This window comes from Pumilibacter muris, from assembly GCF_943193045.1.
In the GTDB taxonomy this organism is placed as follows: domain Bacteria; phylum Bacillota; class Clostridia; order Christensenellales; family Pumilibacteraceae; genus Pumilibacter; species Pumilibacter muris.
Genome location: NZ_CALPCN010000008.1, coordinates 47,644 through 60,034, shown reverse-complemented (window position 1 = coordinate 60,034; position 12,391 = coordinate 47,644). Strand labels below are relative to the sequence as shown.

The following is a 12,391-nucleotide window of genomic DNA, read 5'->3' as shown; positions in this document are numbered from 1 at the left end:
GTGGATTTCTTAAACGTGCCATAAGAAAACGACCCGCAAAGGGGTCGCTTCATATTTTGGTGCCGCCGGTCGGAGTCGAACCGACACGGTATCGCTACCACCGGATTTTGAGTCCGGCGCGTCTGCCAATTCCACCACGGCGGCGCATCTTGTTTATAATACCATATTCGAAAAAAATTTGCAAGCGTTTTATTAAGACTGCGCGGCTAAATTTTTGAAAAGACGCACAAAAATATTCGGCAAGCGTTTTTGTCGAATATTTAATAAATTTGATAAAGTTATAAACCGTCAGTGGTCTTCTCTGCCTACAAGGTAGTCTAAGCTGCAATCGAAATAGTCGGCTAAATCCCAAAGCGAGAGCAAAGACGGCAACCTTTGTTTAGAGAGCCAAAACGAAATCGCTTGATTCGATAGCTTTGTTGCGAGTTCCAACTGACGTTGGTTAATGTCTCTAAGGTCCATAAACTCTCTGAGTCTTTCCGCTAATTTAACGTCGTGTTCCATAATGCATACCTCTCTTTACACTATTTTCCCACAGTCGTTGGCACTTTTGGAAAAACCCTACAAATGTAGGAACTTTTTGCAAACGCAAAAACCTTCCCGTTTTTACGCGGAAAGGTTTGAGGGGGGCGAAGAGAGGAGTATTAAACTAAATGTTTTCCGTGTTGTTTTCGTCCGTTTGAGTTTGCGAAAGAACTTCGCTCTCGTCGGACTCGATTTGTTCGTCGCGGTTCTTTTTTGAAAACAGTCGTTTTAAAAAAGTTATTATGCTGAAATTTTTGAGTAGTTCTCCGAATTTTCCGCGCGCTTTTTTATAAATCAAATTGCTTAACAGCGCTCCGCATATTCCCGCCGCAGTACCAACTATTATGCCTGCGATTACGTCGGTGGGGTAGTGCACAATTAGATAAATGCGCGAGAGCGCCATTATAAAAGCAAACACAAGCCCCGTCCAAGAATAGCGTTTGTTGCCGATTATGAAAAAAGCCACCATAGACGCGAAAGCCGCAGTAGTGTGCCCGGACGGAAACGAAGCGGAATTTTCCGGGCTTTGTCCCGCCGCAAGCCACCATTGTTCGAAAGGCGTTCCTTCTCGCGTGAACGGGCGCGCGCGTCCTACAATATTTTTAAGCAAAATGTTTGTTATTACGGCGCCTATAAAAAGCGCGAACGCCATTGCAAGTCCTTCTCGTCTCATTCGTTTAAAGAGCATAAAAACCAACGCAAGCACAATAAAGAACCAGCCGAGTTCGCCGAAAAACGAAATAAATTTCGCAAATCCGTTAAAAAAGCCTCCCGCAGCTTGTTGCAACGAATGCATAGCTTTAAAAATCGCTCTGTCGAAAGGCAAAAAAGTTTTATCGAGCCAATTAGCCGTAGCGGTGTCCTCCTTAGTTTTTATATAGTATTTGCGCGTCGTTTTTTATTATTCGACACAATTTATTCTATAACATTATGCGCCGAGTTGTCAAATATAAAAATATGTTTTGCGTCTTTGCGGGTTTTTCTTGACTAATGGCTTTGCAAAATAGTACAATGATTGTATGGAAAAAATGTTACTTATCGACGGAAATAGCTTAGTGAACAGAGCTTACTATGCGTTGCCGCCTTTAAACAATCCGCAGGGAATGCAGGTGCAAGCCGTTTTCGGGTTTGCCACAATGCTTGTTAAAATGATAGAAACGGTTAAGCCCGACTATATCGTTACGGCGTTCGACGTTCACGCGCCCACTTTTCGCCATAAGCTTTACGACGGTTACAAATCGCGCCGCAAGGGAATGCCCGACGAGCTTGCCGCCCAAATGCCGGTGCTGAAAGAAATGCTCGACGTTATGGGCGTTAGGCATGTTGAAATGGCGGGCTACGAAGCCGACGACATAATAGGAACGCTTTCAAAGCGTTACGATGTTCAAACTTATATCGTAACGGGCGACCGCGACAGTTTACAACTTGTGGATTCCTCTACGCGCGTGCTTTTAACCAAACGAGGCATAACCGAAGTGGACGAAATAGACGAAACGAGTTTGCTTGAAAAATACGAGCTTACGCCGCAGGGGATTATAGATTACAAGGCTCTTGCCGGCGACGGAAGCGACGACATACCGGGCGTTCCAGGAATAGGCGACAAAATTGCTAAAAATCTTTTAAAGCAATACGGCTCTTTGAGCGGCGTTTACGCTTCGTTAGACGATATCGGAACGAGAATAAGGAATATATTGCTTGAAGGAAAAGCGAGTGCGGAACTTTCGAAAACTCTCGCCACAATAGACGTTGCCGTACCTTTTGAATGCGAGCTTGAAGAATGTAAATACGAATTTCCGTTTTCGTCGTCGGTTTTCGCGTTTTTCGAAAGTCAGGGGTTTAAGTCGCTTATTCGACGCGCCGAAATTTTCACTACGGGAACAGTTCCCACCGCTTCTTCGAGAAAGGTTGCGGAAAGAGTGCAGATTGCGTCGGCTGAAAAATTGCGCGAAGTAATTCAAGGCAAAACGGAAGTTGCTATGCACGTTACCGAATCCGAATTTCATTTTGCGGTAGACGAAGGCACCGAATACGTTGTGAACCTCAGTTACAGTTTTTTCGACGCGGGATTGAGCGAACCCGAAATTATAGCGGCTGTTAAAGACGTGCTTTGCGACGGGCGAATTACCAAAGTGGTGTTTGATTCAAAGAGCTTTATAACGTATATTTATAAAAACTATAAAATATTATGCGACGGCTTTTTCGACGTCGGACTTGCTCAATATATTGCCGACGCCACCGTGCCGCACGCGGTTATGAACGGACTGTTCGAGGCGTATTCGATAGCCGCAGCCGACCTTGCGAGCGGAATGCTAACGTTAAAACGAGAACTTAACGAGGCGTTAAACGAATCGGGCATGCGTAGGCTTTATTACGACATAGAGTTGCCGCTCGTTAAAGTGTTGTTTGATATGGAGCAAGCGGGTTTCGAAGTGAACCGTGCTCGTCTCGAAGAAATAGGCGCGGTGTATTCGGAAGAGGAGCAACGCCTTACAAAGCAAATACATGCCGAAGCGGGCAAACAGTTTAATATTAAATCGCCGCGACAGCTTGCGAAAGTGTTGTTCGAAGACATGGGTATTCCTTACCCTAAAAAAGGCGCGAAAACGTTCAATACAAACGCCGAAATTCTCGAACAGCTCGACTCTTCGTATACCATTGTGCCGCTTGTTTTGCGTTATCGCTTTATTACAAAGCTTAACAGCACTTATATAGACGGGTTAAGAAAGCTTTTGGACGCGAAAGGCACCGTGCACACCGAGTTTAGGCAGACGCTTACCACAACGGGGCGGCTTTCGAGCGTGGAGCCGAATTTGCAAAATATTCCCGTGCGCGAAGAGGACGGAAAAATACTGCGCTCGCTTTTTGTTGCGCGCGAGGGGTTCACTCTCGTATCTGCCGACTATTCGCAAATAGAGCTCAGAATTATGGCGCACTATTCGCAAGACCCCATAATGCTTAAAGCGTACAGAGAGGGCGCCGACATTCATTCGTACACTGCCGCGCAGGTTTTCGGGGTGTCGCTCAACGAAGTTACGCCGATTATGCGCAGAACCGCAAAAACCGTAAATTTCGGAATTATATACGGAATAAGCGAATTCGGTCTTGCCTCTAATTTGAAAATTTCCAAAACGGAAGCCAAACAATATATAGAAAACTATTTCGAACGTTTCAGCGGCGTGCGCGAATATCTTGACAGGTGCGTGGTGCAGGCGAAAAAAGACGGCTACGTTACCACGCTACTCGGCAGACGCCGCAAAATCCCCGAATTGTTTTCGTCGGTTTATTTTACCCGCCAGTTCGGCGAGCGCGCCGCAATGAATATGCCGCTTCAAGGCACTGCCGCCGATATTATAAAAATAGCTATGCTAAACGTGAGCAAAGCTCTCGAAGGCATGAAATCGCGGCTTATTTTGCAGGTGCACGACGAACTTATAGTGGAAACGGCGGAAGACGAAATAGACGCGGTTAAAACTATGCTTAAAAATGAAATGGAAAACGCGTTCACGTTAAGCGTGCCGCTTGTGGCGGAAGTGAGCGAGGGGCGCAGTTGGTTCGACTGCAAATAATCGCCGAAATATTTGTTGCGAGAGGTTTAAAGCTATGAAAATTACTGTTGCGGGGCTCACGGGCGGAATTGCAAGCGGAAAAAGCGCTGCGGCTGAAATGTTTCGCGCTGCGGGCGCATATATTATTGATACCGACGTAATAGCGCGCCGCGTAACCGATTTTTCGGAAGTGCGCGAAAAACTGCAACGCTTTTTCGGCGAGGCTTTTTCGGGCGAGACGCTAAACAGGCGCGAACTTCGCAAAATCGTTTTTTCGGACGAAGAAAAAAGAAAATTGCTCGATTCGGTTTTACATCCCTCAATTATGGAAGAAACGAAGAGAGAAATTAGCGAAGCCGTGCTTAAAAGTGCGTCTCCCGTGATAATAGTTGTTGTGCCTTTATTGTTTGAAACCGAATTTTATAAGCTTACAAAACCTAATATAACTGTGGCGTGCGACGAAAGCGTTAGAATAGAGCGGTTGCAAAAGAGGGATAATGTGAGTATGGAACTTGCCGAAAGCATGGTTCGCGCGCAAATGACTGACGAAGAGCGCGCCGCCCGTGCTGACATAGTGCTTGAAAACGACGGCGGGTTGGCTCGTTTGAGAGCGCAGGTTTTAAGAACGTATTTGGAGCTTACGGAATAGCTCTCGGAGGTGCAGGAATATTTCTAAAACGTGGAAAATTACGGCGGTGATTTTTGCGGTTGCGGCGGCGACGGTTTTGTCGTTCGCCCTTTTTTTGTCGGTTGCATATCCGAACAAATATTCAAACGAAATACGCTCGGCGTGCAGAGAGTTCGAAGCAGACGAAAATCTTGTGCGCGCGGTAATTCGCACCGAAAGCAAATATCGCCCCGACGCGCAATCGCGCGCGGGCGCTGTGGGGCTTATGCAGCTTATGCCGTCTACGGCTGTGTGGATAGCCGAAAAAATAGGTTCGCCGCAGTCCGCCGTAAGATTAACGGAACCGTCGGAAAACATTCGCTTGGGCACGGCGTATCTTAAATATCTTACCGAAAAATATTCGCTCGCCGACGCGCTCGCCGCTTATAATGCGGGAGAGGGCAATTTGCTTCGTTGGCGAAGCGAGGGCAGGGAAGAATACGGGTTTAAAGAAACACGCGAATATGTGAAAAAAGTTTTGCGTTCGAAAAAGGTATACGAAAAGTTCAGATGAACCGTTAAGTCAGTCGCCGTAACTTGCGAGCATGCGTGTGCATTCCACTTCAACTTCTTCGCGCAAGGCGTCGGGCGAAAGTACGCGAACCCCCGAACCGAAACTCAAAATTTTGCTAACTAATTGATTTCCGCCGAACATTTCGGCGGTTGCAACGTAGCACCTGCCCATGTCTTCTATGCACTCGGGACCAAGCCATTCCTCGATTTCGGGCAGCATTAGGCTGGAAAATTCTATCGAAAAACTCACAAGGTCGTCGCGGTTGAAATCGCCGCGCAATTTCGCATATACGTCGCTCGGGCGGCGCACGAAAGTTTTGTCGGTAACGAGCACGTCCTCTATTCGCGTTATTTTAAAAAGCCTGAAATCTTTGCGGCTATGGCACCAACCGTAAACGTACCACATTCCGCCTTTTTGAACGATGCAGTACGGGTCGAAAAAACGCTCCGACGAATATTCGTAGCGGTCTACATATTTCATGCGCAGAGTTTTGCGTTCTTCTACGGCGCGGCCGAGCACCGTTATTTTGTTGCTTGCGTGCAAAGGCTCGTTCCAACCCGAAGCGTCTATAACGAGAGTTTCGGATTTTATCAAAAAGTTTTCGGCGGGAGTGGCAAGGCTTTTAAGCTTATCGAGCACCGTGTCGCAAAGCTTGTCCGAAAAATTATGTTTTGCGGCGTTTATGCAATTTACTATTCGCGCCTTTTCCGCCGAAGTGAAAGCAGCTTGCGTTATAACGTAATCGTCGGGAATATAGTAACCGCCGTCAGGTCCCGTTTCGGAATATACGGGAACGCCCGCCAAAGTCAGAGCGTCGATTGCGCGGCTTACGGTGCGCACGTTCACGCCCGCGCGCATAGCTAATGTACTGCGTTTCACTTTTTTGCGTTTGGAAATGAGCGTGAAATAAATTATAAGAATAATGTCGGCGTTCAAACCGCTTTTCTCCTTGCGTTAAAAAAGTTTTGTATTTGCAAAAATATTTTATCATTACTGACAGACGTTGTCAACAATATTGTGTTATACTGTGTGTGTAAATAAGCGAGCCGACTATACGAACGGCTAAGGAGAAAAACATTATGTTTGCAATGATTCGCACAATAGGAACTGAAAACGTGTTGCCGGGCGACCCCGTTGTTCTCAAATACGACAATGGCTTTTCGCGCATAGGCGCGTATTCGGTGGGAGGCGACGCATACGGATTTTTGTGCGAAAACCAACCCGCAGGTTGCGTGGACGATTGGACTATGTATTCGCGCATAGGTAACCGCCGCATTATAGCGCGCGCGGCGGTGATTATGGACGGCGGACTTTTGGTGTCGTTCGACACTCCGCTGTTCGCGTCGGAGCAAAACTACGTTCGCGTGGAGAGAGCGGGCTACGGTATGCTCGTTAAATCCGCTCGTTAGTGGTTCGCAGAAAAAAAGGCGGTTAAGCTGGCAAGCTTGCGCATAAAAACGCTTATTATGATGTGCGACGCCGTTTTTGCGCTCGAAAAATTTTGTAAATATTCCCAAAATGCCCGCAAAAGATTTGTAATTTAATTCCGAGTGTGGTAAAATAATAAGAGCTTTTCTGCTTTTATTCCGACGGCAAGCTCCGTCGGCAGATACGGAGGTCACACCCTGATGAAGATATTCAAGCGCATTTACTATCCCGTTATGGCGGCTTTGGTTGTGCTTATGTTGGTGCTCGGCATCGTGGATTCGCACGTTGGCGGCGGCAGCGGTTTAAAAAAATCGCAGGTCGATTCGGCAATGCGTTACGCTTCGCAACTTGCGGGAGGAGCAAACCGCAACGAGCACGATTCCTCGAATAGGGAAGAAGCGCGCGACTATATAGTTAAAACGCTTACCGACGCGGGGGCTAACAAGATGCCCCGTTGGACTTCTTCGAACGATTTGGACGACGACGGCAAGAACACGGTGGAATATTTCGAGCGCGATAACACGCCCGTTCCTACGGTTTACGTTCAAAAAGCCGTTATTGCGCAAAGCTCGCTTCCGTCGGATTCCGACGTTAGCGTTGCGCGCACAGTTGAAAACGTTATTTTTGCAATACCCGGAACAAGCAACGACGCGGTACTTTTGCACGCCCGTTACGACGGTTCGTTTTTCGGCGGAGCGTCTTACTCCGCCGCCGCAGGTTCGTTGCTTCAAACTGCGGTAGACGTTCTTTCGAGCGGAAAAACTCCGCTCAACACTTTGGTGTTCCTGTTCGGCGACGCGGGGCAGGAAGGCGATTTGGGCGCTTATGCGTTCACAAAACAATTTTCCGGTTTCGATAACGTGAGCGCGCGCGTTCGCGCGGCCGCCGATTTTTCGGCGGGCGGCACCGGCGGCACTCTTATGATGTACGCCGGCAGCGGCGACGTTTTGTCGCTTGTGGGAAAGTATTCCCGCTTTAACGGCGGCACTTTCTCGTCGAGTGCGTTGCCTCTTTTGTTTAAGGGCAGCGATTATTCGGGTAGCGGCGTGTTCGGCGATTATAACACTCTCAACTTTACTAATCGCGGCGGATTCAACGAATACGCTACCGCGAAAGACTCTACTCTTAACCGCAAACTTGTTGAGCAGCAAGCCGGCGCAATGAACAAATTCGTGTCGTGCTATTCCGATTCGTCGGTTGCCAAATTCGATTCGAAATCTACGGCTGTATATTTCTCGTATCTCGACGTTATGACGGTGTATTATCCTGCGGCTGTGGCGTTCGTGATAGCGGGCATAATTTTGGGGCTTGTGATTGCTATCGTTATCCTCAATATTCGCAATAAAGCTTTCGGATGGGGCAAGGCTCTTGCGGGCGCTGCCGTGCAGCTCGTTACTCTTCTCGCAACTTCGCTTGCGCTCCTCGCGCTTTACTATCTGTTCGCGCTCTTATTGTCAGGCTTCGGAGTCGTTTCGTTCCGTAGCATTTCCGCAGTTAGGTTCGCGGGCACGGGAACGTTGTTGTCGGCTGCGGTTTTGGCAATCGCGCTCGCAATCTTCTTCTATATAATTTTAAAACGCACGTTTGCCGTAAAAGCGGTAGACGTTGTTCGCGGCAATACGTTCATATTCGCGCTTGTGGCGTTCGTTATGTCGTTTGCGGCTCCCGGCATAAGCTATCCGTTCACATGCGTGGCACTGTTCTCGCTTACGGCTATGCTTTTCACGGTGTTGTTTAAACGTAAATTCAAAGAGAAATTCAAAACCGATATAGAACGCTTGTTCCTTTACGTTTGGGCAATAGTGTTCTCGCTTCCGCTGTTTTTGCCCGTTATATACGCGGCTCAAACGCTTTTCCCCGCAGTTACCATTGTTCTCGTGCTTGCGGTTGTGCTCGGTCTTGCGGGCTTTATAGCGCCGTTCGCCGACTACCTTAAACCTGTGCTCGATAAAGCTTTCGGCAAGCTTCCCAAGCGCACTGTTCGCTACGAGCGCGTGGTAACCGAAAGGCAGGAGGACAAGGCCAAAAAAGGCAAGTTTACAGAAGTTCAGGTTAAAAAAATAGAGAAAGTGAAAACGCCTTGCCGTTATCTTAACCGCATAGGAATTTCGTTTGTGGCGTTTATTTCGGCGGTTATGGTTGTTATGTTCTGTTCGTTCGGAACAACGGCTTACAGCTCCGCTTCGGCGCAAGCGTATTCTTATTACGATTCTATTTACGACGATTCGTTGCTTTTCGTATACGAGAAGAACGGAACGGCTTCCGCCACCACCACTGTGGAAGTTCACGACATGGCGGCATACAACTTTATTCGCTACGCCGTTAAAGACATGAGTTGGAACGCCGACAAGAAAGCTTACGTTAAAAACTACAACGGCAGAACGGAAGACGTGCTTTCCTCGTCCGTTTCCGACTTCGATAAAAATTCGAGCGGCGCGGTGGCTTTTAAAATTACGGATTCGGGCAACTCGCTTGTAACGGTTACGCTTAAAGGCGCGTCTGCGGTTAAGAGCGTTATATTCAACAAGGGCGACGAAAACCGCGAGAGCGAAGAATACACGTTTAACGAGCAAAACGAAATTGTTTTCCGTTTGCCTTACGGTTATTCCGATTTCGATATGACGATAGACGCGAGTTGCGAAATTGTTTTCGAACAACACATTTTTAACAGCAGCAATATTTCTTCTATGGGCGACTGGGACGAGCTTTACAAATACTATTTGTCTAACTCCGAAGTGGGACCCTCGATTAAAAGCGGAATAGTGCTTAAAATTACCAAATCGCTTTAAAACAGAACGCAAAAAAACGGTTTAAGAGGCGAAAACGGGCAAAAAATCCCGTTTTTGCCTCTTTTACTAACTGTTTACAGTAGACAAAATTTATAATATTGTGGTATAATATTACAGTGGCAACGGTTGCTCCGCAACCGAAAAAACAGCAGAGGATTGATATTTATGGCAACGATTCGCAAACCGAAAAACGCACTTCGATTCACTATGCCCGCGAGTTGGTGGGGTTCCACTTGGCGCGAGGCTCTTCCTGCGGGAAACGGTGTAATCGGCGCGGCGGTATACGGCGGCGCGGCAAACGAAGTTATTATGATAAATCACTGCGACAACTGGTGGCAGGGGCATGTCGGCGTTTTGCAAGACGTTGCCGACAAGATTAAAGACGTTCGCAAAAAAATGGACGACGCGGAAGCGCGCGAAGCCGAAAATGTGCTCCGCGATTCTTTGATTAGCAAAAACTATCGTCCGCTTTTGGCATATCCGCTTCCCGTTTGCGATTTTCACGTTGACATGAAGCTTGATAGAGCCGCAAAAGAGTACAGCCGCGTTTTAAATATGGAAAACGGGGAAATAACCGTCTCTTTTAAAGACGGCGCCACGCGTTACGACCGTTCTATGTTTGTGTCGCGCGCTCTTCCCAACACTATTGTGTATGAAATTACCCGCACGGGCGGAAAGGCGATAGACGTTACGTTCTCGCTCGACGTTCACGATAAGTTCAACGTTCGCACTCCCGACGCGGTTTCGAAATTGCCCGACGGCGTGAACGTGAAATACGAAAAGTATTTTATGTGTTTTTCTTCGCGTAGCGATTCGGGCGCGGATTTCGGCGCGGTGGGCTTTATAAACCATTTCGGCGGCGAGCAGATTGTTGACGGAAAGGGAATAACCATTCGCGGCGCCGAAAAAATTCTCGTTTTGATTCGTCCGTTCGTGGAGAGCCAGCGCGAAAAAGAATGGAAAGCAATCCGCGAATCGTTGAAAGCGGTTAAATCCACTTACGAAAAACTTTTGAAAGAGCACACGCCTTTGCACAACCGTTTGTTTAACAGCGCCGAACTCGACCTCGACGCCGAAGAGCGCGACGTTGCCGCCGACGAACTTGTGAGAAATGCTTTTGTGGACGGCGACGCGAGCCTTGCTTTGCTTGAAAAACTGTGGGCATACGGCAGATACCTTATGCTGTGCGGCTCTTCCGACGCTTCGCACCCTTTGCCGCCTTACGGGCTTTGGTGCGGCGATTTTAAAGCACCCGGCAGTCAAATTAACGCGTCGGGCAGTTTGCAAAGCACATATTGCCACGTTCTTGCGGGCAATCTTGCCGACCAAATGCAAAGCGTTTTCACCTATTACGAAAGCGTACTCGACGACCTTAAAAAGAACGCGTCGCGTCTTTACGGATGCAGGGGAATATTTATTCCGTCGGTTATGGCGCACGGCACCGGCGTGCTCGGCATGATAGACAGCAAGGTTATTCATTTTACGGCGGTTGCGGGGTGGATAGCCCAACTGTTTTACGATTATTATCTTTTCACCGACGATATTAAATTTCTTAAAACGCGCGCTCTGCCTTTTATGAAAGAAGTTGCGCTGTTTTATGAAAATTTCTTTAAACTCGATTCCGATTCCAAATACGAAAGTTGCCCGTCTTATTCTCCGGACACGACTCCCGCGAACTACTCGAACGGAGGCGTCGATTCGCTTGAAATAGCGCGCAATTCCACAATAGATTTCGCTGTTGCGAAAGAACTTTTAACAAACCTTGTGGAAGGAAGCGAACATGCGGCAATGAATAAATCGGAAATTCCCAAATGGAAAGATATGCTTACCCGCATACCCGACTACAAAATTAACGACGACGGAACTGTGCGCGAATATGCCGACGAAGCTTTTGCCGACAATTACGCTTCCTCGTCGGTTTCAATGTTTTATCCCGTTTATCCCGGTTGCGAAGTTACGCCCGAAAATCCCGAACTTATGCGCGCGTTTTCTCTTGCGGCTAAAAAGAAAATTGCGGGAGCGAATGCGGAACACACGAGTATGAGCCTTGCGCGCTATGCGTCGGTGTTCGCCCGAATGGGCGACGGCGACACGGCGCTTGATATTATAAGCACTATTGTTCGCAACATGACAATGGGCAACCTTGTGTTCTCCGCCACCGACTGGCGCGGAATGGGTGTTGCAAACAACGGAAACTGGGCGCAATACACGATAGAAAGCAATATGGGCGTTACGGGCGCTTTGCAGGAAATGCTCGTTCAGTCCGATTCGAAATGCGTTCGTCTGTTGCCCGCGCTTCCGTCGTCGCTTCCTAAGGGCGAAATAAGCGGATTGCAAACCCGCACCGGCGTTGAGGTTTCGTCGCTTTCGTGGGATAAGAGAAAGGGAGTTGTGCTTGTTAAACTCAAATCCCGCCGCGCAACGAACGTAAATATCCGTTTGCCCGAAGGCACAAAGCGTTTTATAACCAAGAACACTTCCGAAAAAATAGACTACGAAGCAGGGTTTGTTACGGGGTTGTCGCTTGTGGCAGGCAAAGTTGCTGCGATAGAGATAAGATTATAAAATCCGTTAGGCTATCCTTTCAAAAAATTTCCAAAGGTAAAAACGCTTGTTTTATACGCGCAAACTCTGTGTTTGCGCGTATATTTTTAATATAGTTCTTGACATATATGTGCAATGTGTGATAAAATATTGCCGAGTAATTAGACGCAACTATATTTGTCTTGCGCGATAAAAAATGCGCGCACGTTTGCGATTTTAATTGAGGTTTAGCGCTAAAACGCATACACGGGTTTTGCGTTTTGCTTAAACTTACCTGCATATTGTGACTAATTTAATAAACTGACGGTGTTGTTGCAATCGGTTGAGCCTCTTTTTTATGCGCGAACTCGCGCATCGGAAAAGCGGGAAGGAGTATGGT

At 47.6% G+C, this 12,391-nt stretch carries 9 protein-coding genes and 1 tRNA gene; 6 read left to right on the top strand and 4 right to left on the bottom strand.

What is annotated here, in order from left to right:
• Nucleotides 1-57: 57 nt before the first annotated feature.
• The 3 genes from NFR62_RS09090 to NFR62_RS09080 form a co-directional block, all read right to left on the bottom strand.
• Nucleotides 58-144: transfer RNA gene (locus NFR62_RS09090), tRNA-Leu, on the bottom strand.
• 144 nt (nt 145-288) lie between these two features.
• Nucleotides 289-504: a helix-turn-helix domain-containing protein gene (locus NFR62_RS09085; RefSeq protein WP_251617654.1), complete on the bottom strand. Its 216-nt coding sequence runs from the start codon at nt 502-504 to the stop codon at nt 289-291.
• A 145-nt stretch (nt 505-649) separates the two neighbouring features.
• Nucleotides 650-1,321 carry a phosphatase PAP2 family protein gene (locus tag NFR62_RS09080; protein WP_251617652.1) on the bottom strand — a complete coding sequence of 224 codons (672 nt, stop codon included), beginning with the start codon at nt 1,319-1,321 and terminating at the stop codon, nt 650-652.
• Between the two features lie 223 nt (nt 1,322-1,544).
• Between NFR62_RS09080 and polA the strand changes: the two genes are divergently transcribed.
• From polA to NFR62_RS09065, 3 genes are read left to right on the top strand one after another with little or no spacing between them, the layout of a single operon-like run.
• On the top strand, nt 1,545-4,091 hold the full coding sequence (gene polA, locus NFR62_RS09075) for a DNA polymerase I (RefSeq protein ID WP_251617650.1): 2,547 nt from the start codon (nt 1,545-1,547) through the stop codon (nt 4,089-4,091).
• A gap of 34 nt (nt 4,092-4,125) precedes the next feature.
• Nucleotides 4,126-4,719 carry a dephospho-CoA kinase gene (coaE, locus tag NFR62_RS09070; protein WP_251617648.1) on the top strand — a complete coding sequence of 198 codons (594 nt, stop codon included), beginning with the start codon at nt 4,126-4,128 and terminating at the stop codon, nt 4,717-4,719.
• Between the two features lie 46 nt (nt 4,720-4,765).
• The gene (locus tag NFR62_RS09065) at nt 4,766-5,251 is read left to right on the top strand and encodes a lytic transglycosylase domain-containing protein (RefSeq protein ID WP_251617646.1); all 486 of its coding nucleotides are present in this window, start codon (nt 4,766-4,768) and stop codon (nt 5,249-5,251) included.
• Between the two features lie 9 nt (nt 5,252-5,260).
• Here the strand turns inward: NFR62_RS09065 and NFR62_RS09060 are convergent, their stop codons facing one another.
• The gene (locus NFR62_RS09060; RefSeq protein WP_251617644.1) at nt 5,261-6,187 is read right to left on the bottom strand and encodes a helix-turn-helix transcriptional regulator; all 927 of its coding nucleotides are present in this window, start codon (nt 6,185-6,187) and stop codon (nt 5,261-5,263) included.
• Between the two features lie 143 nt (nt 6,188-6,330).
• Here NFR62_RS09060 and NFR62_RS09055 point away from each other — a divergent pair, with 143 nt between their 5' ends.
• The 3 genes from NFR62_RS09055 (at nt 6,331) to NFR62_RS09045 (ending at nt 12,033) form a co-directional block, all read left to right on the top strand.
• Nucleotides 6,331-6,660: a hypothetical protein gene (locus NFR62_RS09055; protein WP_251617642.1), complete on the top strand. Its 330-nt coding sequence runs from the start codon at nt 6,331-6,333 to the stop codon at nt 6,658-6,660.
• Nucleotides 6,661-6,879: 219 nt separating this feature from the next.
• Nucleotides 6,880-9,468 (top strand): zinc-binding metallopeptidase family protein, encoded by a 2,589-nt coding sequence (locus NFR62_RS09050; protein ID WP_251617640.1) that lies wholly within the window; start codon nt 6,880-6,882, stop codon nt 9,466-9,468.
• A gap of 165 nt (nt 9,469-9,633) precedes the next feature.
• Nucleotides 9,634-12,033 carry a glycosyl hydrolase family 95 catalytic domain-containing protein gene (locus tag NFR62_RS09045; RefSeq protein WP_251617638.1) on the top strand — a complete coding sequence of 800 codons (2,400 nt, stop codon included), beginning with the start codon at nt 9,634-9,636 and terminating at the stop codon, nt 12,031-12,033.
• The last annotated feature ends 358 nt before the right edge of the window (nt 12,034-12,391 follow it).

Excerpts from the sequence above, each read along its gene's own strand:
- NFR62_RS09055 (WP_251617642.1), top strand. The coding sequence starts at position 6,331 with ATGTTTGCAATGATTCGCACAATAGGAACTGAAAACGTGTTGCCGGGC.
- polA (WP_251617650.1), top strand. The coding sequence starts at position 1,545 with ATGGAAAAAATGTTACTTATCGACGGAAATAGCTTAGTGAACAGAGCT.
- coaE (WP_251617648.1), top strand. The coding sequence starts at position 4,126 with ATGAAAATTACTGTTGCGGGGCTCACGGGCGGAATTGCAAGCGGAAAA.
- NFR62_RS09050 (WP_251617640.1), top strand. The coding sequence starts at position 6,880 with ATGAAGATATTCAAGCGCATTTACTATCCCGTTATGGCGGCTTTGGTT.
- NFR62_RS09080 (WP_251617652.1), bottom strand. The coding sequence starts at position 1,321 with ATGCATTCGTTGCAACAAGCTGCGGGAGGCTTTTTTAACGGATTTGCG.
- NFR62_RS09085 (WP_251617654.1), bottom strand. The coding sequence starts at position 504 with ATGGAACACGACGTTAAATTAGCGGAAAGACTCAGAGAGTTTATGGAC.
- NFR62_RS09045 (WP_251617638.1), top strand. The coding sequence starts at position 9,634 with ATGGCAACGATTCGCAAACCGAAAAACGCACTTCGATTCACTATGCCC.